A 25,410-nucleotide genomic window follows, 5' to 3' on the forward strand; every position below is an offset into this window, starting at 1 on the left:
CATCTTGGCCGCCGTCCGGCCCGGACGAGCCGCGATCGTCACAGCAGTGAGGCGGCGGTGGGTTCGGGGGTCGTTGCCGCGCCCCCGAGCCGCGGATCAGCTCGTCAAATAGCCCAGGTCTCGCACCACCTCGCAGAACGCGACGGGGCCCAGGCCATCGCACCCGCGTACGCCAGTCAGGGTCTTGGGTTGGTCCGGGTCATGCCAGTTATATCGAGGCGTATACGTGATCTTGACTGTCTGCGGCCAGTCGCGCAGGACCGAGGTGTGGTCGTCGCCGAAGCGCCAGCCCTTCGAGGTGAGCACGAACAGTTTCCGTGCGTCGACCTTCATGCCGGCGAAGGTAGCCAGGTCTACCTCGCCCGGTGTTGCCAGCTCGCGGCCCAGTTGGGGGAACGGCTGGATGATGGCGTAGTCGGCGAAGATCTCCGACCAGGCGGCCCTGTCGTCACCGAGGTGCCACGGGTGCGGCACGGCGACGGTGGCCGTGTCATCGAGCTGCCATGTCTGGTCGTGCAGGTCGGCGAACGTCCGGTCCTCGGCGACCCGGAAGCTGACGGTGCCGTGTTCGCCGGTCGCCGCCCACACCAGCCGGTGGGTGAGCTGCCACATCAGCGGGTGATCCAGGAACAGGGCGCGGAACTCGGCCGCACTCCACCGGCGCCCGGTGACCATGGCGTCCTCGATGGCCCGGATCCGGTCGCCGCCGATCTGCTTGACCTCCTTCTTCAGGTCGGCGAACCGCGCGTACGCCGCCGGCGCCAGCACCGGATCGTCGGTGGCCGCAGGGCGCGGCAGCCGGGACAACCGGCGTCCGTCTGAGGCCGCGATCCACGGTTGCAACTGCTCGTCGAGATCCACCGTGAAACGGCGTGGCCCGTAGTCCAGGATCGTTCGGCCGTCGGCGTCAAGACCCAGGTCCGGCACGATCCGGTCGGCGAGTTGCTCGGGGCTCAGGCCGCGGGCGGCGGCTGTGCCGGCGAGTCGTTGGGAGGCGTGCTCGCGCAGACCGGCGGTTGACGCTCTGCGGCTGAGTCGATGCAGCTGGGTCAGGGCGAAGTCGGTGCCGATCGCGGCGAGCACGTCCATCGCGGCGCGGATCCGGGCGCTGGCGGACGACCATTGCGGGAGTACGGCCACCAGGTCGGCGACGGTGGTGTCGTCACCGAGCGCGGCGATGGACACCAGCGCGATGCCGCTCTTCGGCGAGTATTCGGCCGCCCGCCACTGCTCGAGGACGGCCCAGGCGAAAGCGCCCAGCTGTCGTGGCTCGCAGATGTCACGGGCGGCAATGAGCTCCGGTCGCGGCTCGGTGATCGTGGAGAGGGCGAGCAGCACACACAGCCGGTGGACCGCCTCCGGGGCCAGTCTCTCGCCGGTGTCGCGGACGGTGACCTCGGCAAGCTTGGCGGGGATCAGCCATTCCGGCAGGTCCGGTTCCTGCGGCAGCACGCCGGCCAGAACCGGCGGCACCACGCCCCGCGGGCCGGGGGAAGGCAGACCGGCGATCGCCTGGACGCGGGCCCGCCCGTCGTCGTCGAGGGTCGCCACCGACTGGGGGTACGCGAGAACGTGGTCGCGCAGCAACTCGATGACGAGTGGCTCGGTGGCGCTGGTGAGCAGTGCCCGCAGCGCCGTCCCGGGATCGCGCTTGGCCGCCGCCAGCAACGCCGGCCGGAAGTATTGGCGCTCGACCCGGTCCACGACGAGCCCGAACGCCTCTTCGGTCGGGATCGCGGCCAGCGCGGCCACGGCCCGTCTCACATTGTCCGCGCCGTCGATGCCACGGTAGTAGTCCTGCTGGTCCAGCATTGTCGCCCACCCGGCGCCGAGCCCGGCCCCGCCGTTCGCGACGATCTCCTCCGCCCGGGCGCGGCCCGGCCCGGCCAGGTGCGGGATCCAACGTGGCTCGGTGAGCACCATCGCGCCGAACAGGTCACGCGACACCGCGTCGTCGCGCTCGGCGAGGACACGCAGAACCCGCAGCGGGTAGCGGGTCAGCACGCCCGACTTGAGCAGGTTCCCCGGCCGCCACGGCTTCTCGTCCAGGTGGTCGCGGACCAGGATCCGCATCGCGTCGTCGCTGGGTGTGCCGGCGACGAACCGGGCCGCATCCGGGTTGAGCCGTGTCGGCTGGTTCAGGCCGTTCCATTCGTGCAGGTAGAGCAGTTCCAGATAGAATTCGCCAGCCAGAAAGGTGACGGCGGCCGGTCCCACACCGTCCAGCACCGTGAGGGCGTCCCCGGGTTCCTCGAAGCCGAGCAGCGTGGGGCGGATCGCGCCGCGCAGTTGCTCGAGATGCTCGGTGCGGCTCGCGGCCAGCAACAGGATCCCGGACATCGTGCGGTGGTCGGCCTGGATCCACTCCTCCCGGCCGGGCTCGTCGAACCAGGCCGCTGCCGCCGCGCAGTCCTCGTCCACCCAGTCCTGCCGGGTCGGCATCAGGTAGGAGGCCAAGATGCGGCCGGCCGGGAAGCTCCGATGCTCGGCCAGGACGGATTCCGCCTCCCTGTAATCCCGGTCCGACGCGACCGCGAGGTGACGCCGGACCGCCCGGGCCACCGCGTACGTGGCGCCGAGGTCATCGCCGCGCCACCCCTGCTCGTAGGTGTCGCCCTCGGAGGCGCGGGTCCAGAGCTCACCGGTGTGGCAGATCTGGTTCGCCGCCACGACGGCCCGGACCGCGAACAGCAGCCCGGCCCGGGCCACCCACCCGTCCACCAAACCCTGCCCGTCGGCGGGCACATTGCGATAGACGGTCAGCAGTGCCGCCACCGCGGCGGCGATCGGGGCGTCATCTAGTGTCCGCAGATGCCGCTCACCGGCGGCAAGCAGCGCCGTGTCGAAGACGGCGTTGCGGCCCAGCACGCTGGCGCGTTGCTTCGCGGCCTTGTCCGTCGCGAGGAGGTCCCGAAGCCGCTGCTCGGCGCCCGCCGGATCGGCAATTGCTGGCCGCCACCGGCCACCTCGCCGCGGATGGACACGGCCCGACCAATCCTTCGGCATGTGCCAGGCGTCCTCGTCCGGCATGACGAACCTGCGCATAAAGCCTCCTCGTCCACAGTTCGCGGGGAGGGTAGTACATCGGTATGACACAGATCGTCCACAGCGGACGGTGTTCCACGGGGCCGCAGCGCAGCGGAAGTGTGCGAGGGTCTTTCCGTCATCGGACCGGTTTCTGAGGGTGACGGAGCCCCGGACCAGAGTGAGGATCGGGTTGCCTACCGGGGTGATGTCCTGCGTCGGTTCAGGTCGGCGCCGAGGTTCGTCCCTGCGCGGTTCCAGGCCGGCACCGGTAGAGCCGGCGCGTTACTCAACTCCGCCGTCTGGGAGAGCGCCGCCCACTACCGGACGGCTTGCGAGGCTCCGGGCTGGTCTGGGCGATCATGCGCTGCGCGCTGACTCATTCGTCGTTCCCGGACCAACCGCGGGGTAGTTCTTCTCGAGGAATTCGCGGTAGCCGGTGGGCCGGTACCCGATCAGCCGCTCCAGATCGTCGGTGTGCTTGCTGAACGATCCGAGGCCGACACCTGCGACCCAGGCCGTCAGGAACTCGGCGACCGGGCCGGGAACGTCCTTCTGGAGGTAACTTTCGAGGAATTCTTCAACCGGGACGGGCAGGTAGGGGACCGGCTGGCCGTGGATCTCGCTCAATGTGGCGGCGATGTCCCGGTAGGACGCCGCTTGGCTGCCGTTGAGCGTGTAGGTCTTGTTCTCGTGGCCGGCCTGGGTGAGCACGGCCACGTTGCCTGCTGCGAGGTCGCGCAGCAGCGCGGGCGCCATAGTGCCCTCGCCGGGGGGAACTCGCAGGCCCTTCTCGTACACGTCGGCCGCGAGGTATTGCTCCAGATAGTCGAGGTAGATCGGGTTACGCAGGATGGTGTAGGTCAGTCCGGAAGCACGCAGGGTCTGCTCCGTAAAGACGTCGGACTCGGTGACGCCCACCTGATTGATGCCGAGGTCCTCGTCGCGCTGGATCGCCGTGTAGATCACATGCTTGACACCGGCCTGCTTCGCGGCCGTGATGGCGTTGTAGTGCTGGGTGTTTCGATCGGTGAAGGCCACCGCCGAGACGAGCAGGAGCTTGTCCACGCCGTCGAAGGCCCGTACGAGCGAGGCATAGTCGAAGTAGTCGCCCTGGCGGATGTCCACACCACGCTCAGTCAGATCGGCTGCCCGGTCGGGGTTGCGGGAAAGTCCGGCCAGTTGCTCGGCGGGCAGGCGTTCAAGGAGGAGTTGCAGGGTCAGGCGGCCGAGGTTTCCCGTGGCTCCAGTGACGAGCAGCTTTTCCATGTGTCCATTCCTTTTCTGTAGTTCGGTCGGTGTTCAGACGCTGATGACGGTTTTGCCGATGGTGCGTCCGCTTTCGGCCAGCCGGTGAGCCTCCCGCATGGAATCCGCAGTGAGACCGTGCAGCTGCGTCGTCACGATGGGACGTACGTGGCCCGCCAGATCGGCAAGAATCTGACCTTGGCGGTGGAGGTTGTGGCCGGCGATGACACGGCTGAAAACCATCTCCACGTGCAGGGAAACGGATTTTTGGATCAGGGGCTCGATGTCGGTGGTGCCGGTGAGGTCGGTGGTTGCCACATGGCCGAACGGCCGCAGGACGTCGGCGATCCAGCCGATGTTGGCGGCGGTTCCCTTGGTGGAGAGCACCAGATCGATCCGGTCGACGCCCGCGTTCCGCAGCTGGCCGGCGACGTCCGCTGTGTGGCCGAGCACCAGGTCGGCCCCCATGGCCGTGCACCACTCGCGGGAGTCAGGCCGGGAAGCCGTGCTGAGCACCAGGGCGGAGGTCTTGCTCTTGAGCAGTTGCGTCGCCAGCGAACCCACGCCTCCGGCGCCGCCTACCACCAGGACGTTCTCGACCCCAGTGGGCAGGCCGTCCTGGGCCCGGAACAAGGCTTCGGAGGCGGTGAGGCCGCCGATCGGCAAGGAAGCGGCATCGGCGAAGGAGAGCTGATCCGGAATCCGGGCGACGACCCGGTGGTCAACGGCCAGGCGTTCGGCCCAGCAGCCGTCCCGGGTGACGTCTCCGGTCCCCATGACGCGGTCTCCGACGGCGAATCCCTGCGTCGCCGATCCTGTCCTGGCTACCACTCCGGCGAACTCCCAGCCGAGGATGACCCGCCCACCCGGGGGTGCACTGCGCAGCTTTCGGACGGACGCCTCGCCCGGGTTGACGCCCACGGCCCGAACCTCGATCAGCAGATCGCTCTCACGCATCTGCGGTTCGTCCGTATCCGTGAGCTTCAGGGCGAACTCTTCGAGCGGGTGGGCCTTCTCATAGGCCAGTGCCTTCAATGGATACTCCTGTCGGACGTTGGGGGTCAGTCCTGTTTGAGAGCGTGCAGAGCAGAGAGCGGACCCGTTCCGACCTGCATGAGGCGGCCGCCTTCGCGCAACGGCCCCGCGTCTACCGGCGCGAAGCCGACGGCCTCGAACGTCTGCTGGACGAGCGTTTTCGCCTCGGTGTCATCTCCGGCGCAGAAGAGGAGCTGACGGCCCTCGGCGTGCTGGGGATCAGCCGCGATGTACTGCCCATACAAGGTGCTGAAGGCCTTCACCACCCGCGCGCCGGGGGCGTGGCGGGCGACAATCTCGCTGCTGGTCTCGTCGCCGAGATCGGCGAGGTCGGCGGGCGTCTGACCTACGATGTGATTGGTGGCGTCCACCAGGATGCGCCCTTTCCAGGCGGGCACACCGGCCAGCGCAGTCGGTACATCGCTCCACCGGACGGCGAGGAACACCATGTCGGCTGCCGCGGCTTGGGCGACCGTGCCGGCGCTGGCCAGCGGCCCTAATCCGGCCACGACCTCGTTCAGCGACGCCGGCCCGCGGCTGTTGCTCAGCATCACGCGGTGGCCCGCAGCCACGAGGTGGCTGGCAATGGCCTGCGCGACCGTACCCGCCCCGATCGTTCCCACGTCCATACCCAACCTCTGTCCGTTGCAGACCCCTTGAGGCCTCTTACGATGACGACCGTCATCAAAGGAATAATGATGGTTGACATCGTTAACTGTCAAGGTGGGTGCCGACGTGACGGGCATCATTGATGATGGGTATCATCGAAGGTTCGGGTGGCGTCGGCCCTGTTCAGCAGTGGCTCGGGTGCGCCACCCGCCCGGGAAGGAGACTCACGTGCCCCGCCTCACGCCGGAGCGGAAGAAGCTCAACCACGACAAGATCATCGAGGCCGCAGGTCGGGGTTTCCGGACCCACGGCGTCAACGGGATCGGCATCGCCGAGCTGATGAAGGCCGCCGAGATGACGCACGGCGGCTTCTACAATCACTTCGGCTCCAAGGATGAGCTCGCCCTGGAAGTCATCCGGCAGGGCTTCGGCAGCTCCCTCGGCGATCTGGCCGGCATCCGCGAAGAACATCCCGGCTCGGCCCGGGCGGCCCTGGATCACATCTTCGACCAGTACCTGGCCGTCGAGCACCGTGACCATCCCGAAATCGGCTGCGCGTCCGCCGCGTTGGTCACGGATGTCGGACGTGAAGGCGTCGCGGCCCAATCCGAGTACCAGCACGGGCTCGAGGGCTTCTTCAGTGTCATCACAGAGATGGTGCTTGAGAACGCCAGTCAGTCCGGCACTCACCTGGATGTCGAACAGGCCCGCGAGCAGGCCATTGCTCTGTTCAGTCAGATGGTCGGCGCGCTCGTCGTCTCGCGAGCGGTCGTCAGGTCCTCCCCGGCCCTGGCGGACGAGATCCTCAAGGCGAACAACTCTCGGCTCAAGCAGGCTTGAACGGCCTCTCAGGCGGTGCTGTTGAGTGCGGCAACCAGCAACCGTTCCCGCGCCACCTCGAAGCCGGTCGGGCACCGTTGTCAGTCGAGGACCGTCGCCGAGCGCCCTTCGTCGACCGTGTACGCGCCTGCGGAGATCGCGCCGAGGCTCGTGGGGTTGAGGGTCAGCGAGACGACGCCGCCGGGCAGTACGCGCGAGGTCTCTTCGACGGTTGCGAACGTCGCGGGCGTCGATCCGTCCGGGAACAGGCGCTTTCCCGTGCCGACGATGACCGGGTATTGGAGTAGCCGGTAGACATCGACGAGTCCTGCCTGGTGCAGCGTCTGCACGAGTTTCCAGCTTCCGTGAACCTGGAGCTCCTTGCCGGGAAGCTCCTTGAGGCGGCGTACCTCGTCGGCAGGGTCACCGCGTAGGACCGTCGTCGGGTTCCAATCGGCTTCATCGTCGGTCAGCGTAGAGCCGGTCGCGCAGATCGCCGGGGACGTACCAGGGCATGCTCAAGGCTGGGCCGATCGGGTCCGGGCCGGGCACGAGGGCCCCCTGCGCGACAACACCGCGCGTACCGGCAGCCCCAGAGGGCAGGGAACTGCCGAGTCAGCCCTAGCCGCCAGCCTCCGCCCCCGCCTCTCACGAACACCTGAGACGATGCGGCATGCGCACACGCCTACGCATGGTCAGAGTGACAACCAGGCCCGTTCAGGTACGAGAGACGGCCGCCGTTGACCTACCACGGAGCGCGGAAGCGGCCTTTTCGTTCATGTGGGACCCGGCATCTTCTCTCAAGCTCTTTGAGGCGGAGGTAGCCGTGGCTCTCCCAGGTCGGGAGGGAGTCGGCGAAATCCAGGCTTTCGTAGAGCGGACCCCAGGCGGCCGAATGGGTGTCCTGCATGAGGTGACTGAGCTTGATCCCGGCCGTCGCGCAGTTACCCGTAGTCTTACCTCCTGGTGTCCTAGCTGGAGCGCACTCACCATCGAGGCGCTCGACCCTGACTCATGCCGTCTGACTCAGGAGTTCTGGGCAGATGTTCCGGCGGGTGTACACGCAGCGCAGGAGCAGCAGCTGCGCGACGGGTTCCGACAGCGGCTGGAATCGATGACGCGCCGGCTAGCTGAGTGGGCCGCCGGCGAACTCTGATAGTCCCGCCGAAACCGTTCGGCAACTCGATGCCATCCCGCGATGTTGAGGGATCTGCTAACCACGGCCTCACCTGTTGGTGTTGAGACGGACGATGGTTCCGTTGAGGGCGGTGGCGAAGAGCGTCCACGCGGCGTACGGGGCCAGTGCGACGGCCGCAACGCGGTCGGTTTGCGAGGCGCGGCGAAGCAGCACGAAGTTGGAGGCGTTGAGTGCGGCGATTTCGGCCAGCGCGACGGCAGGCTTCTGGGCCTTGAAGAACAGCGCGCTCCACCCGAAGTTGAGGGCCAGGTTGAGTGCGTAGGCGCGGGTGAACGCGGCGCGGTCGGCTTCGCTGGTGCGGTCCAGCACACGGGCGCCGGCCACTGCGATCAGCGCGTAGAGCGGCGTCCATGCCAGCGGGAACGCCACGGGTGGGGGTTGCCAGGTCGGCTTGCGGAGCCGCTGGTACCAGCGCGAGGAAGCGTCGGTGACCGTCGCTCCTGCGGCGGCCGTCACGGTGACCGCCGCTGCGGTCTTGACCAGGGTTGGTAGTCGCATGATGTTCAGCTACCCGGCCTGCGACGGATCAACCGCGCCCGGTTACCGACTCAACATCCGACTGGCAGCGCCGTCTCGATGCCGGTGCCCGCTACTGTCCGGCAGCCAGTCGGTGTTCTCGCGGGCTGACACCGCGGTTGCGTTTGAAGGCCGTGCTCAGGGCGAAGGAACTGCCGTAGCCGACGTGCCGGGCGACGGCGCCGACTGTGGCTCCTGGCTCACGAAGCAGGTCGGCTGCCAGGGCCAGTCGCCACTCGGTGAGGTACGACATGGGCGGTTCGCCGACGAGCGCGGTGAAGCGGCGGGCCAGCGCCGCCCGGGAGACCCCGGTCCTGGCGGCCAGCGAGGCGACGGTCCAGGGTTGGGCCGGGTTGTTGTGGAGCATCTGCAGAGCCCGGCCGACGATCGGATCGCTGTGCGCTCTGTACCAGCCGGGGGCTTTGGCCGCAGGTCGGGCGAACCACTCGCGCAGCGCGGCGATGAGCAGCAGGTCGAGCAACCGGTCGAGGACCGCTTCCTGCCCCGGGTCGTCCTTGACGATCTCGGCGGCCAGCAGCGGGACCAACGGGGAGTCCCAGGAGTGGCCCGCGACCACCAGCAGCGGTGGCAGTGCGCTCAGGAGTCGCTGGCTGACCTCGCCCCGCATCGTGTAGGTGCCGGTGAGCAGCATTGTGGGGCCGTCCGGGCTGTTGCCCCAGGTGCGTACGCCCAGCTCCATCATCTCGGGCAGTTCCTGCCCGTCCGGGGTCGTGCAGAGCTGGCCCGGATGAATGATGACCTGCGGTGCCGTGGCCGGGTCGTCGGCGACCGTGTACGGGTCGGGGCCGCGAATGATCGCCAGGTCGCCGGGACCGAGGCGTACGGCGGCACTCTCGTCGGCGAGGACCCAGGCGTCCCCCTGGACCATGGCAACCAGGGTGAGTGGCGCCTGGTCCTCGATCCGCATCGACCAGGGCGGGGTCAGGACCGAGCGGAGGAGGAACGCGCCCTGGGCTCGGGGTCCGTTGAGGAGACTGGCGACTGCGTCCACGTAGACGATTACACACAGAGTCGCGAGCTTTGGCTATCCACAGTCTCACGCCGCTGCATTTCAATGATCCCTATGACGAAGGAACGAGAGCGGAAGACGGTCCTGGTACTCGGCGGAACCGGCAAGACCGGCCGCCGCATCGTCGAGCGGCTGCAGGGGAGCGGAGTGCCTGTTCGGGCTGGTTCCCGCTCCGCTGCCGAGCCGTTCGACTGGACGGACCGGACGACCTGGGCGCCGGTGCTTCAGGGGGTCGGATCGGTGTATGTGTCCTACTACCCGGACCTGGCGGTGCCGGGCGCGCCCGAGACGGTCGGGGCGTTCGCTGAGCTTGCGGTGGCGTCCGGGGTCTCGCGGCTGGTGCTGCTGTCCGGTCGCGGTGAGGACGAGGCAGGGGCCAGCGAGAGACTCGTCCAGTCGGCCGGGGTCGAGTGGACGATCCTGCGGTCCAGCTGGTTCAGCCAGAATTTCAGCGAGGACTATCTGCTGGAGCCGTTGCTGGGCGGCGAGGTCGTCCTGCCGGTGGGGAACGTGCCCGAGCCGTTCGTGGACGTCGACGACATCGCCGAGGTGGCCGTGGCGGCTTTGACCGAGGACGGGCACGCGGGGCAGGTCTACGAGCTGACCGGTCCTCGGCTGCTCACCTTCGCTGAGGCGATCGCCGAGATCTCCACAGCCACGGGCCGCCGTATCGATTTCGTTCAGGTGCCCCCCGACGACTACGCGGCGGCGCTCACCGCGGAGGGCACGCCGCCCGGGGTCGTGGAGCTGCTGATGTACCTGTTCACGACCGTGCTGGACGGGCGCAACTCCCATCTGGGCGACGGGGTCCAGCGCGCCCTGGGTCGACCGCCCCGCGACTTCGCCGACTACGCCACCGACACCGCCGCCACCGGCGTCTGGGACAAGGGACAGACATCATGAGAGTTGCGCAGCAGGTGTCACTGATCGCCGCCACCATCACCAGCGGACTCATGGCAGGGCTGTTCGCCGCCTTCGCCTACGCGGTCATGCCCGCACTCAGAACGGCCGACGACCAGACGTTCGTCGGCGTGATGCAGCGGATCAACGTGGCCATCGTCAACGGCTGGTTCATGCTGAGCTTCCTGGGCGCACTGGTGTTCGCCGCACTCTCGGCTCTCCTGGCCTGGCGCGGAGACGGCCGCCCGGCCCTGCCGTGGATCATCGTCGGGCTCACCCTGTACCTGGCGATGTTCGTCATCACCACCGCCGTCAACGTCCCGCTCAACGACAAACTGGCGTCAGCCGGCGATCCCGGCCACATCGCTGATCTCGCAGCCGTACGCGCGCACTTCGAATCGAGCTGGGTCACCTGGAACATCGTCCGCGCGCTGGCCAGCACGGCCGCCTTCGGCTGCCTCTCCTGGGCTCTGGTCGTCTATGGCCGCGCCACCGGATGATGCTTTTACAACGGGGTGAGGGCTTCACAGACCTCGCGGGGTCCGCGCCCACGGTCGCCAATCTCGCATCCGTACGATGCGCCCGCCGACAGCACCGGCGGCGAAGGATCAATGGATGTATATCGGGGGAAACCTGTGGTGTTCGAGGATCGCTTGGAAGCGCACCGGGTCGAATTGATCGGCTACTGCTACCGCATGCTCGGCTGCGCCGCCGAGGCCGAGGACGCCGTCCAGGAGACCCTGTACCGCGCTTGGAAAAACGCCGACCGATTCGACGAGCGCAAAGCTGGTCTGCGCACCTGGCTGCACCGGATCGCTACCAACGTCTGCCTCGACATGACCCGTAGCGTCCAACGGCGCGCGCTCGCGATGGACCTCGGCCCGTCCTCGCCCGCCGGGGGGAACCTCGGTGCGCCGTTGGGTGCCGCCACCTTCGTACAACCAATTCCTGACCGGCTTGTGCTGTCCGTCGGCAGCGACCCGGCCGAACTGGCCGTGCAGCGCGAGACGATCCGGCTGGCGTTCGTCGCTGCCCTGCAGTACCTGCCGCCACGCCAGCGGGCGGTGCTCATTCTGCGCGAGGTGCTCTGCTGGTCGGCAGAAGAGGTAGCCGGACTGCTCGACAGCAGCCCGTCTGCGATTAACAGCGCCCTGCAACGTGCGCGGGCCACCATGTCCACGCGGCGACCACCCGGGGGGAGCGGAGAGATCGACGAGAACTTGCTCAAGCGGTACGTCCAGGCGTTCACCACTTCCGACGTCGACGGCCTGGTGGCGCTGCTCCGCGAGGACGCGACGATGTCGATGCCGCCGTTCGCGTGGTGGCTCGAAGGACGCGCCGCGATCCGTGCTGCCCTGCTGGGCGCGGCCGGTGTATGTGGCAATGACCGGCTGGTCCGTTCTGCGGCCAACGGGTCACCAACGGTTGCTCAGTACCGCGATGGGGAGGCGTTGGGCCTGGTCATCCTGGATTGTCGCGACGGACTGATCTCGGGCGTGACGACGTACCTCGACCCGTCCCTGTTCCCGGTGTTCGGCCTGCCGATGAGTCTGGAGCCGTCGTCCCGTATGTAGTGCATGAACGACATCGTTGACATGTGGCATGACGAGCGTGGCGCGGGTGACCCAGTAGTGCTGCTGCACGGCGGGATGACCGACAGCCGCTGCTTCACCGGCAACCTCGACGGGCTTGCCGACACGTTCAAGATTTATCTGCCCGACCGGCGCGGCCATGGCCGCACGCCGGATGCGCCTGGCCCGCTCACCATCGAGCTGATGGCGCAGGACACAATCGCGTTCCTGGAAAGAACGGTCGGCGGTCCAGCCCGGCTGGTGGGTTACAGCGCCGGCGGCACAGTAGCGCTGCGGGTGGCGATGCGCCGCGCTGACCTGGTCGAGCGCCTCGTCCTGATCAGCACCGCGTATGACCTCGACGGACTGATCTTCAAGCCACAGGCGGGTGGTGCGATGCCCACCGAAATCGTTGACGCCTACGCCGAGGTGTCGCCAGACGGCCGTGACCACTTCCCGGTTGTCATCGACAAAATCGTCCATGCGGTCGCTACCGAGCCGAGCCCAGACCCGGACGACCTGCACGCCGTTACGGCCCGGACCCTCGTCCTAGCTGGGGACGACGACCTGGTCACGCTCGATCACACGGTGACGCTCTACCGGACGCTACCGACTGCCGAGCTGGCCGTGCTGCCGAACGCCAGCCATTTGCTGCTGCTGGAACACGCCGAGACGGTGCGCACCATGATCTTGACGTTCCTGACCACGGACGCCGTCCCTACGTACATGCCCATCGCACGTGCCCACCACACCGCTGCGAATGCGTCCGGCAGCATGCGGATCTGAGAAGGCGCCGATGGTGGTGATTCAGAGCCCCGGGGTTCGAAACATGCTTTCAGCGGTCGGGGACATGGTCGCCAACGGTGATCATGAGCTGTCACTCAGGCGCGTACGGTGATATCCGGCCGCCGCTGGCAGTAATGGGTGGAAGGCAGAGCTCTGAGGGTCGCACCCGCCGCCGACATCTGGCTTACCGGGACGGGAGTAGCCGCATGACAGCGCCGTCGCAGATGAGCAGACGACTGACGTTCCTGTTCGCGGTGGCGGCGGGAGTGGCCATCGGCAACCTGTACTGGGCGCAGCCGCTGCTGGGCTTCATCGCAGGCGACCTGCATACCGCGACCGCGACGGCCGGCTGGCTCGTCACCGCGACGCAGGTCGGATACGCCGTCGGCGTGCTGCTGCTCGTGCCGCTCGGCGATGTCCTCGACCGTCGTCGGTTCGTCCCGTTGATGCTGTTGGCCTCGGCGACCGCACTGTTGCTGTGCGCGCTGGCGCCGTCGATGGGCGTACTCCTGCTCGCACTCGGCCTGCTCGGCGTGACGACGATTTCCGGGCAGGTCCTCACGCCGCTCGCCGGTGATCTCGCCGGTGCTGCCGACCGTGGCCGGGTGGTCGGCACCGTCGGGTCCGGGACCCTCACCGGGATCCTGGCCTCCCGCACCATCAGCGGGTTCGTCGCCGAGGCCGCGGGGTGGCGTGCGATCTTCGTCCTCGCCGCGGTCGTTGCCGTGCTGCTCGCGGTCCTGCTCTACCGCGCGATTCCGCCGCTGGCACCGCGGACGCGCATGCCGTACCCACAGCTTCTCGCCTCGGTCGGCGCGGTGGTCATGCGCGAGCGAGCGGCTCGATGGACGCTGGTCCTGGCCGCCACCGGCTTCGCCGCGTTCTCGCTGTTCTGGACGGCGCTGACGTTCCTGCTCAGCGGCCCACCGTTCCGGTACCCGGCGCCGGTGATCGGGTTGTTCGGGTTGGCTGGGCTCGCTGGTGTCCTCTCCGGCCTGCGCGGCGGTCGTCTGCACGACCGCGGTTGGTCGTTGCCGGCCACCGGTGCGGCCTGGGTGCTGGCCCTGTGTGCCTTCGTCGTCGCGGTGTTCGCCGGTCGGTCCGTCGTCCTTCTCATCACCGTGATCGTCATGATCGACGTTGCTCTCCAGACGCAGGCCCTCCTCAATCGGGCGCGGCTGTTCGCCCTCTCCCACGAAGCCCGCAGCCGGCTCAACACTGCGCTGGCCGTCAGCAACTTCATCGGCGCGGCTGTCGGCTCCGCCGTCGCGACCACGCTCTGGTCCGTGGGTGGCTGGGCAGCGGTCACGATCACGGGTACGGCGCTCTGCTGCTTCGCGCTCGCCGTGTGGGCGCTGGGACGTCGCGGTCCGCTCGTGATCCGCTCCGCCCTGCCCGATGGTGCGGCAACGGACCGCAGAGATGCCCCAGCACCTAGTAGTCGTTGGCGCGTTCGAGGGTGAGCAACGGCTCGGCGAAGACGGGTGCCGGCGCGTCGGGGTCCGCGGCGACGGCGTCCTCCAACCGGCGGAAGCCGGCCTCCAGGTCGTCGGGGCTGAGCTGCGCGAAGAACGAGAGAGTACGCAGGCGCAGCCGTTCGAGCATGTCGCCGTAGGTGCCGGAGGACGGCTCGGTGACAGTGTCGAAGCTGGCGACGCGCCAGCCGAGGGACGTGAACATCGCGATGACCTCGTGCAGGGGCTGAAACAGGGCAGCGTCCAGCTCGTACCCGTTGGGGAAGTGCGCCAGCCACCACGGCCGGGGATGGTGGTCGCTGAAGTTCGCCCGCAGCAGCAGCCGGCCGCCGGGCCTGATCACCCTGGTCAGCTCCCGGGCTGCCCGGGGCTTGTCCTGCACGTGGTGCCAGGACAGGAACATGAGTGCGTAGTCGACGCTGTCGGACGCCACCGGCAGGTCCTCGGCGGCGCCGGCCAGATACCGCACGTCCGGGTGCTGGGGTTGCGTCTGTGCGACCTCGCGCATCCGGACCGATGGCTCGACGCCGGTGACCGGCCCGAACGCCTCCGCCAGCGCGGGTGTGAACCTGCCGGTCCCCGACCCGACGTCGAGCCCCGTGAGCGGACGCCGATCGGGCAGTACCGCTTCGAAGGCCCTGAGCCATTCGCGCAGTTGCTGCTGGGCGAGTGCCCGGCCTCGCGCGTAGTCCTGGTGCTGCTCCGTGTCGTAGTCGATCGACCTCATCGAACCTCCCGGATCCATCGGGCGGCCGAAGATTGCCGCCTAGATATATCGAGCCGATACATCGGGACGATATTGGACGTCGCATCACCCCGCAAGGTGTCTCCGCGCCTGGGGCCCGGCCGTGCGCGGCTCACGCGCTACCGGCAACCGGGTGTGCGGGGCAGGCGTCACCGAGCCGAGCCCAGGCGACAGTCGAGGGCTTCGGGTGGTGTTCTGAATCCTGATGCGGGTCTGGCCGATTCGGCCGGCCGCGCTGCGGCGGGCGCTCCGCAGGCGAGCCGCATCATGGGCAGCCGTCGATGTTAGCGCGCACGAGGGGCCTCGCTCAAGGGTCCGAGTGGCGTCCGGGCCGGAGGCAAGGGGTGGCGTCTGAGGATGGTGATCACGTCCAAGGATCACCGTGCGCCATCGACCGATGTTCCCAGCAAGTTACGACTTGACGAACGCCATGTTATCGCTCACAGTCGATGCTTAAGGACGACGACACCTCTGGCTTACCGGGCGAGCCTGCTTCGTCGACCTCGAATCAGGCGTGCGCCAGGGCATGCAGAAGTCTTGTTAGCGCTAACTACTACGACGCATGTGCCCGGCCACGCGTCGCGGTGCGCCCATCTTCGGGCAGGCCGCTCGGCTCTTGGTCATTGAAGGAGGATCATGTCTGCCCTTGATAGGTCTCCATCGATCGCGCCGCCGGCGCGGCGGCGATGGTGGTTGCCCCGAGTTCTCGCTGCTGGCGCGATGGCGGTGATGGTCGGCGGTGTCGCCGCAGCAGTGGTGTCGTCACCCGCCGCCGCGGCGACGGTCGACACGACCGCGTGGTACGTGTTGGTCAACCGCAACAGCGGCAAGGCCCTGGACGTCTACAACCTGGCCACGAATGACGGCGCCCGGATCACCCAGTGGGCCCGCAACAACGGCAACCAGCAGCAGTGGCAGTTCGTCGACTCCGGGAGTGGCAACTACCGGTTGAAGTCCCGGCTGTCCGGCAAGGTGCTGGACGTCTCGGGCTTCTCGACGGCCAACGGCGCCAGCATCGTGCAGTGGACTGACAACAACAGCACCAACCAGCAGTTCCGGTTGGCCGACTCGGACAGCGGCTACGTCCGGCTGATCAACCGCAACAGCAACAAGGTGATGGAGGTGCAGGGCGCCTCGACCGCAGACGGCGGCAACATCGTGCAGTACGACGACTGGAACGGCGCGAACCAGCAGTGGCAGCTCGTCCGCGTCGACGGTGGCGGCAACCCCACCACGCCGCCTCCGACGACTCCGCCGCCGGGTGGCACGTGCGACCTTCCCTCGACGTACCGGTGGTCGTCGACGGGCGTGCTGGCCAACCCGAGGTCGGGTTGGGTGTCGCTGAAGGACTTCACTGTTGCTCCGTTCAACGGCCAGCAGCTCGTCTACGCCACCACGCACGACTTCGGGTCCAGCTGGGGTTCGATGAACTTCGGCCTCTTCTCGAACTACTCGCAGATGGCCTCGGCCAGTCAGAACGCGATGAACTCGGGGACTGTGGCGCCGTCGTTGTTCTACTTCGCGCCGAAGAACATCTGGGTGCTCGCCTACCAGTGGGGTGGGCCGGCGTTCTCCTACCGGACCTCGACCGACCCGACCAACCCGAACGGTTGGTCGTCGCCGCAGACGCTGTTCACCGGAAGCATCACCGGTTCCGGCACCGGCCCGATCGATCAGACTCTCATCGGCGACGGTACGAACATGTACCTGTTCTTCGCCGGGGACAACGGCAAGATCTACCGGGCCAGCATGCCGATCGGGAACTTCCCGGGCAGCTTCGGCAGCAGCTACACGACCATCATGAGCGACACCACGAACAACCTGTTCGAGGCCCCGCAGGTCTACAAGCTCCAGGGCCTGAACAAGTACCTCATGATCGTCGAGGCGATCGGCTCGCAGGGCCGCTACTTCCGCTCGTTCACGGCCACCAGCCTCGGCGGTTCGTGGACGCCGCAGGCCGCCAGCGAGAGCAACCCCTTCGCCGGCAAGGCCAACAGCGGTGCCACCTGGACCAACGACATCAGCCACGGCGAGCTGCTGCGGACCAGTGCCGACCAGACGATGACGGTCAACGCCTGCAACCTGCAACTGCTCTACCAGGGTCGTTCCCCCAGCTCCAACGGCGTCGACTACGGCCTCCTGCCGTACCGGCCGGGTCTGCTGACCCTGCAGCGCTGAGTCATGACGCAGGTCTGACTCGTCGCGGATTGTCGGCCTCCTGAGATCGTCGTCCTCGGCGGGTTCGGGCAGGCCAGGTAACCGAAGCGGTGGACAAGGGCCCTCGGCGGAGTGATCCGCCGGGGGCTCTTTCCACGAAGAGCGAACATGCAGGCGCGTGGATCTTGCTGGCGGCCCGACCTCCGTCGCCACCTCACGATCGACACCCCCTTCGGATTAGCGGGCGTGGATAGAATCGGCCCGTGGCTCGTGAATACGACACCCAGCTCATCGAGTCGGTCGCGGTCCGCCGCGCCCGGATGCGTGAGCTGCTGCTGTGGGGCCGGCAGCGCCGGGTCCGTGCCACGGGTGACGGGTTCAGGTGGCTGCGGATCGGGCTCGTCTTGGCGGCCGTGGCCTGCGCCGGGTGTGTGGGCTGGTCCTTCCTCAAGGACGTCATCGCCGATCAGCAGAAGGCCCGCAACCCTCCGACGGTCCAGTCGGAGGGCACGCGATGACCCAGGCACAGTCGCCCGCCGCAGGCCAGCTCAGCCGGGTGACCCTGGCCGGCGCGCGTCGACGCATCGACCTGGTGCTGCCGGCCGACGAACCGCTCGGCCTCCTCCTGCCCGAGATCGTCGCCATGGTCGGCCACCGACCGATGGACGATTCACGGGGATACCAGATCAGCACTCTCGACGGCACGGTGCTCGATCCGGCCGGCAGCCTGCGACAGGCGGCCGTTCCGGACGGCGCGATGCTACGGGTCGACCCGATCTCCGAGGCGCCGCCGGCGGCGATCGTGCACGACGTCGCCGACGAGGTCGGCGACGACCTTTCCCGGAGGTACGGCCGCTGGGGCGTTGCCGCCCGGATGTGGACCGCCACCGCCGTGTGCCTGCTCGCTGCAACGATGGCGGCCGTGCTCGCCGCCCCGCGACTGGGGGCCGCGCTGGTGAGCGCGATCGGCGGCGTGATCGCGCTGTCCGGCCTCCTCGTCGGGCTGGTGGCCAAGCGGGCCGTCGGGATGGCGGTGCTGCTCAGCGGTGCAGCGATGGCGATGAGCATGGTGCCCGGGCTGACGAACGGGCAGACCTTGCGCTGGGCGCTCTGGGCTGCCGGCGTCGGCTGCGTCGTGCTCGCCGTGGGCACGGTGACGGGCAACCGTCGCGCCGGCGTCCTCGGTGGCGGGACGGTGCTGGCCCTGGTGGCTGGTTGGGGCGTACCGCTGGCGCTGGACATGCCTGCCGTGCGTGTCGCGGCGGTGCTGACGATCGTGGCCGTCGGAATGCTGGGGCTCCTGCCCCGGGTCGCGATGATCGCGTCCGGGCTCACCCGCCTCGACGACCGGCGGAGCAACGATGAGCTGGTGAGTCGCGTGACGGTGGAGGCCGCTGTCGACTCCGCGCACCGCGGGCTGGCCGTGGCCGCCGTGGCGACGGCGACGTCGGCGACGCTCGGCGGCCTCGTCCTGGCGGCTGCGGCGGGCCCGTGGGCGCTGGTGCTGGCGGCCCTGGTGGCGAGCGCTCTGCTGCTGCGGATGCGTGCGTTCCCGCTGGCCGTCGAGGTGGTGGGGCTGGTGACCGGTGCTCTGGTGATCGTGGGCGGCCTGCTGACGCGCTGGGTGCGGGATACGCCCGACGCGTGGTGGGGTCCGGCGCTCACGGCGCTGGCCGTCTGCGCGGTGGCCCTCGTGATCCTGGCGTACCGGCCGCCACCGCACGCGCTGGCCCGAGCCCGGCAGTACGCCGACCGCGCCGAGGCGTTGACCGTGATGGCACTGGTGCCCGTTGCGGTCGGGGTGTTCGGGCTCTACTCGCGACTTCTCACCACGTTCTGATTGAGGCGGTGGCATGAGCGCTCCACCGGTGCCCGGCCCGACCCACTCCGGGGGGCACGGACCGTACCCACCACAGCGGCGGGTGCAGGACGGCTCGACCACCCCCGCTGCCGCTCCTCGCCAGCCGGCGTCGGCACCGCAGGCACCGCCGCAGCCCGCGCAGGCCCCCCGACCGGCACCGACGCCCCGGGCACCTGACGATCCTGCGGGGTCGGAGCCGAACGACCTGTCGATCGTCCGGCGGATCCGTGCCGGCGATCCGCCACTGCGGCGAATGTGGCGCAGCGCCAGCCGAATGTTCACCAGCAGCCGGGCGACCCGGGCGCTCGCCGACCTCGCCGCCGAGGTGCAGGTGCCGGTGCACACCGGCCGGCGGATCGCGGTGGCCTCCGTGCACGGTGGGGCAGGAAAGACCACGGTGGCGGCGGTGCTGGCATCGGTCTTCGCGGCGCGCCGGTCCGATCCGGTGCTCGCCGCCGACGCCGACCCGTACGAGGGCTCGCTGACCTGGCGGCTCGGCGTGCCGAGCGAACCGCCCCTGGACCGGCTGGCACCCGACCTGATCGGGGCACGGGGCGGTGATCTCCGCGCGCTCGAACCGTTCCTTCCGCGCACCGGCACGGGCCTGTGGGTGCTGCCGAGCGGCACCGCCAACCCGACCCTGTGCAGCGAGGTGACGCGGTCACTTTCGCGCCTCTTCGCTGTCGCCGTCGTCGACTGCCCACCTGGCCTGGAGTCGCGGACCGCGGCGGCGGCCATGTCCGACGCGCACTCGGTGGTGCTCGTCGCCGCGGCGACGCCGGACGGGGTCCGGGCCACCTACCAGGCACTGCGGCGGATCATCGACGGCGGGTACGGGTCGTGGCTGGCACGTGTGGTGGTCGTCCTGAACTCCAGCAACCCTGATGGCCGGGCCGCCCTCGTCGACGACGCCGCGCGCGAGCTGATCGAGCAGACAGCCGTACCGGTGGTGGTGTTGCCCTACGACCGTCACCTGGCTGCCGGCGCGCTCATCACGCCGTCGCGCATCGGTGAGGCGACGCTCGTCGAGGCGACCCGCGCGGCCGCGTTCGCCCTGGCTGCGGCCAGGCGGATGTAAGCGGAGGACGCCCCGATGTCGACGCGCATGGTGCACCGCCCCACCCGGATGGCCCGCCCGGCATCCACCATGGACCCGCTCGTGCTGGACGCACCACCGCAGCTGCCCGACGGCCGATCCGCGGTGGGGCTCCAGGCGCTGCTGCCGATGGCCGGCGCGGGGGTGGCGATGAGCATGATGATGTTCATGCGCGGCTCCGGCTTCGCGGCGTTGGGTGCGGTGGTCATGGTCGTCGCGCTGGCCGCCGCCGGGGCGATGTACCTCACCCAGCTCGGCAAGGCCGGTCGGCAGCGCCGGGTCCAGCGCGAGCGGTACCAGGACTACCTGGAAGAGCTACGCGAGCAACTGCGCGAGGACGAGCAGCGCCTCCAGGAGCAGGCGACAGTGCTCGACCCGCCGGTCAGCCGACTGCTCGACGTCGTGCGCAGCCCGGCGCGGTTGTGGGAGCGCCGCCGCGCCGACATCGATTTCCTGCGGGTACGGGTCGGCATGGGCGCGCTGCCCGTCCGGCCGATCCAACTGCGCGAGCAGAGCACACCGACCAACCCTCTCGACCCGTTCATGCGCCACGAGGCCCACTCGCTGATGCGCCGCTTCGAACTGACGCCGGGGCTGCCGCTGCGGGTCGACCTGGACTGCGCCGGCGATGTCAGCGTGATCTCACCGGACCACCCGGAGGTGGTCGCCCTCGCCAGCGCCATCCTCGTCCAGGTCGCCGCGTTCCACGCCCCCGACGACGTGACGCTCGCGATCGTCACCACCCCGGAGCGGGCGGTGACCTGGCAGTGGGCGCGCTGGCTGCCGCACCTGCTCGACCGGACGTCGATCGGCCCGAGTGGCCCGACCCCGCTGCTGGTCACCGCCCCCGAGACGCTCGCCGAGCTGCTCGCCGTCGACCTGGAGGAGCGGGCCACCAACGCGCTCAAGTCCTTCCGCCACAATGCCGGGCGCGCCGAGGCCCGTACGCGGTCGAGGTTGCTGGTCATCGACGATGCCCACGGCGAGGTCGCGCGGGGGTTGGCGAGCCCCGACCAGTTCGTGGGCCTCGGGAGCCTTGGTGTCACAGTCGTGCACCTGCTCGCCGACCGGCTGCACGAGCCCGGCGACATCTCCCGGCGGATTACCATCGACGGCAGCTCACTCGTCCTGGAGGACCTCACCGCGTCGCCGCCGATGACCGTGACCGGCACTGTCGACGAGGTGCCGGTGCCGCTCGTCGAGGGCCTCGCTCGGGGGATCGCGCCGCTGCGGCTGTCGGCCGACTCCTACGACGACGGCACGGGCACCCCGCCGGCGGACTTCCAGGATCTGCTGGGGCTGTCCGATCCCACGAACCTGGACCTCGCCACGCTGTGGCGGCCGCGGGGCGAGCGCGACTTCCTGCGCGTACCGATCGGGGTCGACCCGGTGGGACGCCCGGTGCTGCTCGACCTCAAGGAGTCCGCTCAGCTCGGGATGGGTCCGCACGGGTTGTGCGTCGGTGCCACCGGGTCGGGCAAGAGTGAGTTGTTGCGGACGCTCGTGCTCGCCCTGGCGGCGAGCCACCCGCCCGACCGGTTGGCGATGGTGCTCGTCGACTACAAGGGTGGCGCGACGTTCGCACCGTTCGCCGAGATGCCGCACGTCTCCGGCCTGATCACCAACCTGGTCGCCGACGCCGCGCTGGTGGAACGGATGTACACCAGCCTCGACGGGGAGGTGCAGCGCCGCCAGCAGTTGCTCGCCGACGCGGGCAAGGTCACCGACATCGTCGAGTACCACCTGCTCCGCGCGGTGCAGGGCGAGCGCAGCACCCTCCCACCGCTGCCGCATCTGCTCGTGCTCATCGACGAGTTCGGCGAGCTGCTCGCCGCCAAGTCGGAGTTCATCGACCTGTTCCTCCGGATCGGGCGGATCGGCCGGTCCATCGGGGTGCACCTGCTGCTGTCCAGCCAGCGGGTCGAGCAGGGCAAGATGCGCGGCCTGGAAAACTACCTGGCCTACCGCCTCGGGCTGCGCACGCTCACCGAGATGGAGTCGCGCACCGTTCTCGACACGGTCGACGCGTTCCAGTTGCCGCCGTTGCCCGGCAACGGGTATCTGAAGGTCGACGTCTCGATCTACCAGCGGTTCAAGGCCGCCTACGTGTCCGGCCCGCTCACCGACGGCGCCGAAGCAGAGCTCGCCCCGATCGTCGGCCCGTTGGCGAAGCCGATGCCGGTGTTCGGCACCGTCCGCCGGGACACCGATGACGACGCACCCGAGGAGCCGAAGGCGACCAGACGCACCACCGGCCCGACGCTGCTGTCGACAGTGGTGGAGCAGATGTCGATGAGCGACCAGCGTGTCCAGGCCATCTGGCTACCGCCGCTGCCGGCCGCGCTCACCCTCGACCAGGCGGCCGGTGGGATCCGCAGCACCCCGGACGGGCTCCGCCTGGACATCGCCGAGCAGGCCGCGACCGGGCTGCCGGTGCCGTTGGGCCGCCTCGACGACCCGGCCCGCCAGTGGCAGGGCCCCTGGCTGATCGACCTGGCCGTGGGCGGGGGCAACGCCCTCGTGCTTGGTGGACCCGGCACCGGCAAGACGACAGCGCTGCGCACCCTGGCGCTGGGCCTGGCCACCACCTACCGTCCGACCGACGTCGGGATCTACGGCATCGACCTGCTGGGTAACGGACTGGCCGGCCTGGCCGAGCTGCCCCACGTCGGCGGCGTCGCCAGTCGGGAGGACCGCGAGCGCATCCGACGCACCGTCGACGAGGTGCACGCGATGCTCGCGCAACGTCAGCGCATCTACACACAGCACCAGTTCGACACGATCAACGACCTGCGTTCCGCCGACGAGCGCGTACGCGCGGAGGTCGGCTGCGTCGACGTGGTGCTGTTGATCGACGGGTACGGCCAGCTCAACGCCGAGTTCGAGAGCCTCGAACCCAAGGTGCACGACCTGCTCGCCCGGGGTGGCCGCTACGGCATCCACGTCATCGGCACCGCCCGGCGGTGGAACGAGGTGCGCGCCGCGCAGCAGGTCGCCTTCGCCAACCGGATCGAGCTGCGGCTCACCGAGCCCGCCGAGTCCAGCATTGACGGCAGGCTGGCCCGGGGTATCCCGGCGGACCAGGCCGGCCGGGCGCTGACCAGCGGCAAGCTGTTCGCCCAGGTTGCCCTTCCGCGCCTGGACGGCCAGCCCGACCCGTCGAACGCCGGCCTGGTCGCGGCCGTGCAGTCGGTACGAGGATCGTGGTCGGGGCCCGTGCCGCCGCCCGTCCGGGTGCTGCCCGCGGTGCTGCCGGTGGCCGACCTCGCCGGCACGCCGGCCGGGCACGGGGTGGTGCCGTTCGGCCGGTTCGAGAGCGACTTCACCCCTGCCGTGCTCGACCTCTTCGGCCGCGACCAGCACCTCCTCGTCCTCGGCGATCCGCGGACCGGCAAGACGAACCTGCTGCGGCTGGTGGCCGAGGAGTTGATGGGGCAGTTCACCTCCGACGAGCTGGTGTTCGCCGTGTTCGATCCGCGTCGGGGGCTCGCCGACGTGGTGCCGGAGTCCTACCTCGGTGGTTACGCCACCAACGCGACACTCGCCCAGCAGTTGTCTGCGGCGGTGTGCAAGGAGCTGGCGAAGAGGCAGCCGTCCGAGGCGGCACGTCCACGGATCGTGCTGCTCATCGACGACTACGACATCCTCGCCGCGTCGGCCAGCCAACCGCTCGGCGCGTTCGTCCCGTACGTGGCGGCCGGGCGCGACACCGGGCTGCACGTCGTGATGACCCGCCGGGTGTCCGGCGCCTCACGTGGCCTGTTCGAGCCGTTCCCGCTGGCCGTGCGCGAGGCCGGCTGCCTGGGCCTGCTCATGTCCGGTGACCGGACGGAGGGGCAACTGTTCACTGGCGTACGGCCGATGGTCCTACCGGTGGGGCGCGGGCAGCTCATCCGCCCCGGGCACCCCCCACGCATGACCCAGACCGCGTACCTCGGCGAGACCAAGGAGCACTGATGACGTACGACACGGTGGCCCTGTGCCGCGCCGAGCCCGACGCTGCCGCGATGCTCGGCGCCCTGCTCGCGGTCGGCTCCGACCTCAAGATGGACACTGTCGACTCGGCCGGGCTGGTGCAGTTGTTCGACCCCGGCGATGGGCGGCTGCTGCTGACCGTCGAGACCGCGCGACTGGTCCAGGTGCCAGGGGAGGCGGAGCGGCTGCTCGGGGTCACGCTCGACGACTCCTTCGGCGGCCGCGTCTGGTGGGTGGAGAGCCGGGCACCCGACGGCGATCCGCAGGCCGCCGAGGTGACCCGCCGCTTCACCGCCGCGCTCGTATCGATAACGGGAGGGCTGACATGGGCGGACCGATGACGGGGACGACCGACACGATCAGCGACAAGGCCATCGTCCTGCACCAGCACCGTACGGTGGTCGGCCTGTCGCCCTGGCTCGCCGAAGCCGCTGTCGACGCGGTCCGCAACGGGTTGATGCTCCAGCTCGTCACTCCGGCCGACGGCTTCATCACGTACCCGGTTGAGGTGATGCTCGCGCAGGCACAGGGGCAGTGGGTGGTGCGCGCCGGCGACCAGTACCGCGACGGTCTCACCGGCCTGCCGCTGCAGTGGGACGGCCACCGCTTCTCGTCGGCCAACGGCTCCCAGGGCGCCGGGGCGCTGCCGGCCTCCGAACCGTGGACCGGCGGCCTGGAGATCCAGATCGTCACGCTGCACCCGGCCACCGAGGCCCTGGACCTCGGCGCCAGCACCGAGGCCGCCGTGCGCGCTCTCACCGGCAACGACCCGGCCGGGTGGGGCGTCGCCGAGCCGGTGACCGAGACGTGGTCGCGCCGCGACCTCACGTCCTTCTGTCGTACGCGCGCACCGGCACCGACCAGCGTGGCGATCGTCGGCGGCGACAACCGGTCGGCGCTGCTCGGTGTCCTCACTGTCGAGCGGGTCGACGTCGGCGTCCGCGAACAACTCCGGCTGGCCGGCCCCCCACTGTCGGCTGTTGACGAGGCGACGATCGAGGCACTCGCCGAGAAGCTGGCGTCGACCGTCCGCAGCATGATCGTGGCCGTGCACCCGGGCCGGTCCGGCGGAAAGCGGGCCAGCACGCCGAGCCTTCCCGCGCTGCCGTGGGGCATCCTGGTCGGCCGTCAGGAACAGGCGCTCGACTCCGAGCCCGAGGTGATTCCGGGCCGGGCGCTCGGCAGGGGCGCGCGGCGATCCTGGTGGTACAGGTTGGACAGCGGGCCGGGCGCCCCGTACGAGAACCTCTCGGCAGTGCTGCGCAGGTACGGCCTGCGTACCGACCGCCAAGGCACCGGCTGAGGGATCGGCGAGCCGTTGCGCGAGATTTTTCGCCGACCGCTTGTCAGCATCACCTGCTCAGC

Annotated in this window: 21 protein-coding genes; 13 read left to right on the plus strand and 8 right to left on the minus strand. The window is 69.4% G+C overall.

Going from position 1 to position 25,410, the window contains the following annotated elements:
- Nucleotides 1–96 precede the first annotated feature (96 nt).
- The 4 genes from KBX34_RS04845 to KBX34_RS04860 all read right to left on the minus strand — a co-directional run bounded on the left by KBX34_RS04845 (nt 97) and on the right by KBX34_RS04860 (nt 5,936).
- A complete protein-coding gene (locus tag KBX34_RS04845) occupies nt 97–3,045 on the minus strand; it encodes a DUF4132 domain-containing protein (RefSeq protein ID WP_210923479.1) in 2,949 nt (982 codons plus the stop codon).
- A 339-nt stretch (nt 3,046–3,384) separates the two neighbouring features.
- A complete protein-coding gene (locus tag KBX34_RS04850) occupies nt 3,385–4,293 on the minus strand; it encodes an NAD(P)H-binding protein (protein ID WP_210791559.1) in 909 nt (302 codons plus the stop codon).
- 33 nt (nt 4,294–4,326) lie between these two features.
- Nucleotides 4,327–5,307, minus strand: coding sequence for an alcohol dehydrogenase catalytic domain-containing protein (locus KBX34_RS04855; protein WP_210923481.1), 981 nt, complete (start codon nt 5,305–5,307; stop codon nt 4,327–4,329).
- 26 nt (nt 5,308–5,333) lie between these two features.
- Nucleotides 5,334–5,936 (minus strand): NADPH-dependent F420 reductase, encoded by a 603-nt coding sequence (locus KBX34_RS04860; protein WP_141911792.1) that lies wholly within the window; start codon nt 5,934–5,936, stop codon nt 5,334–5,336.
- 208 nt (nt 5,937–6,144) lie between these two features.
- Here KBX34_RS04860 and KBX34_RS04865 point away from each other — a divergent pair, with 208 nt between their 5' ends.
- The gene (locus tag KBX34_RS04865; protein ID WP_210791555.1) at nt 6,145–6,756 is read left to right on the plus strand and encodes a TetR/AcrR family transcriptional regulator; all 612 of its coding nucleotides are present in this window, start codon (nt 6,145–6,147) and stop codon (nt 6,754–6,756) included.
- 80 nt (nt 6,757–6,836) lie between these two features.
- Here KBX34_RS04865 and KBX34_RS04870 read toward each other — a convergent pair whose 3' ends face one another.
- The 3 genes from KBX34_RS04870 to KBX34_RS04880 all read right to left on the minus strand — a co-directional run bounded on the left by KBX34_RS04870 (nt 6,837) and on the right by KBX34_RS04880 (nt 9,461).
- Nucleotides 6,837–7,229 carry a dihydrofolate reductase family protein gene (locus KBX34_RS04870; RefSeq protein ID WP_307871331.1) on the minus strand — a complete coding sequence of 131 codons (393 nt, stop codon included), beginning with the start codon at nt 7,227–7,229 and terminating at the stop codon, nt 6,837–6,839.
- 731 nt (nt 7,230–7,960) lie between these two features.
- A complete protein-coding gene (locus KBX34_RS04875) occupies nt 7,961–8,431 on the minus strand; it encodes a TspO/MBR family protein (protein WP_088950673.1) in 471 nt (156 codons plus the stop codon).
- A 91-nt stretch (nt 8,432–8,522) separates the two neighbouring features.
- On the minus strand, nt 8,523–9,461 hold the full coding sequence (locus KBX34_RS04880; RefSeq protein WP_210923483.1) for an AraC family transcriptional regulator: 939 nt from the start codon (nt 9,459–9,461) through the stop codon (nt 8,523–8,525).
- A gap of 72 nt (nt 9,462–9,533) precedes the next feature.
- Between KBX34_RS04880 and KBX34_RS04885 the strand changes: the two genes are divergently transcribed.
- The 5 genes from KBX34_RS04885 to KBX34_RS04905 all read left to right on the plus strand — a co-directional run bounded on the left by KBX34_RS04885 (nt 9,534) and on the right by KBX34_RS04905 (nt 14,199).
- On the plus strand, nt 9,534–10,382 hold the full coding sequence (locus tag KBX34_RS04885; RefSeq protein ID WP_210923485.1) for an NAD(P)H-binding protein: 849 nt from the start codon (nt 9,534–9,536) through the stop codon (nt 10,380–10,382).
- Complete coding sequence (locus KBX34_RS04890; protein ID WP_141911780.1) at nt 10,379–10,879, plus strand: DUF1772 domain-containing protein; 501 nt, start codon at nt 10,379–10,381, stop codon at nt 10,877–10,879. Before KBX34_RS04885 ends, KBX34_RS04890 begins: the two co-directional genes overlap by 4 nt.
- Nucleotides 10,880–11,017: 138 nt before the next feature.
- On the plus strand, nt 11,018–11,953 hold the full coding sequence (locus KBX34_RS04895) for a sigma-70 family RNA polymerase sigma factor (protein ID WP_307871328.1): 936 nt from the start codon (nt 11,018–11,020) through the stop codon (nt 11,951–11,953).
- 3 nt (nt 11,954–11,956) lie between these two features.
- A complete protein-coding gene (locus tag KBX34_RS04900; protein ID WP_210923489.1) occupies nt 11,957–12,736 on the plus strand; it encodes an alpha/beta fold hydrolase in 780 nt (259 codons plus the stop codon).
- A 224-nt stretch (nt 12,737–12,960) separates the two neighbouring features.
- Nucleotides 12,961–14,199, plus strand: a complete 1,239-nt coding sequence (locus KBX34_RS04905; RefSeq protein ID WP_247671460.1) for an MFS transporter — start codon at nt 12,961–12,963, stop codon at nt 14,197–14,199.
- Here KBX34_RS04905 and KBX34_RS04910 read toward each other — a convergent pair.
- Nucleotides 14,171–14,938: a class I SAM-dependent methyltransferase gene (locus tag KBX34_RS04910; RefSeq protein ID WP_210923498.1), complete on the minus strand. Its 768-nt coding sequence runs from the start codon at nt 14,936–14,938 to the stop codon at nt 14,171–14,173. The two genes, KBX34_RS04905 and KBX34_RS04910, sit on opposite strands and share 29 nt — an antisense overlap.
- A 654-nt stretch (nt 14,939–15,592) precedes the next feature.
- On the opposite strand from KBX34_RS04910, the gene KBX34_RS04915 reads away from it, so the two are divergent.
- The 7 genes from KBX34_RS04915 (at nt 15,593) to KBX34_RS04945 (ending at nt 25,348) form a co-directional block, all read left to right on the plus strand.
- The gene (locus tag KBX34_RS04915; protein WP_141911773.1) at nt 15,593–17,134 is read left to right on the plus strand and encodes a non-reducing end alpha-L-arabinofuranosidase family hydrolase; all 1,542 of its coding nucleotides are present in this window, start codon (nt 15,593–15,595) and stop codon (nt 17,132–17,134) included.
- Between the two features lie 242 nt (nt 17,135–17,376).
- On the plus strand, nt 17,377–17,631 hold the full coding sequence (locus KBX34_RS04920) for a hypothetical protein (protein WP_088950666.1): 255 nt from the start codon (nt 17,377–17,379) through the stop codon (nt 17,629–17,631).
- Entirely contained in the window at nt 17,628–18,953 is a 1,326-nt protein-coding gene (eccD, locus tag KBX34_RS04925; RefSeq protein ID WP_210923499.1) for a type VII secretion integral membrane protein EccD, read from the plus strand. Before KBX34_RS04920 ends, eccD begins: the two co-directional genes overlap by 4 nt.
- 13 nt (nt 18,954–18,966) lie before the next feature.
- Entirely contained in the window at nt 18,967–20,052 is a 1,086-nt protein-coding gene (locus tag KBX34_RS04930) for a hypothetical protein (RefSeq protein ID WP_210923500.1), read from the plus strand.
- Between the two features lie 15 nt (nt 20,053–20,067).
- Nucleotides 20,068–24,027: a type VII secretion protein EccCa gene (gene eccCa / locus KBX34_RS04935; protein ID WP_210923501.1), complete on the plus strand. Its 3,960-nt coding sequence runs from the start codon at nt 20,068–20,070 to the stop codon at nt 24,025–24,027.
- Nucleotides 24,027–24,386 carry a hypothetical protein gene (locus KBX34_RS04940; protein ID WP_088950662.1) on the plus strand — a complete coding sequence of 120 codons (360 nt, stop codon included), beginning with the start codon at nt 24,027–24,029 and terminating at the stop codon, nt 24,384–24,386. The genes eccCa and KBX34_RS04940 overlap by 1 nt, the downstream gene beginning before the upstream one ends.
- Complete coding sequence (locus KBX34_RS04945; protein ID WP_210923502.1) at nt 24,383–25,348, plus strand: DUF6177 family protein; 966 nt, start codon at nt 24,383–24,385, stop codon at nt 25,346–25,348. Before KBX34_RS04940 ends, KBX34_RS04945 begins: the two co-directional genes overlap by 4 nt.
- Nucleotides 25,349–25,410 lie beyond the last annotated feature (62 nt).

It is taken from the genome of Micromonospora sp. M61 (assembly GCF_018070245.1).
GTDB lineage: Bacteria > Actinomycetota > Actinomycetes > Mycobacteriales > Micromonosporaceae > Micromonospora > Micromonospora zamorensis.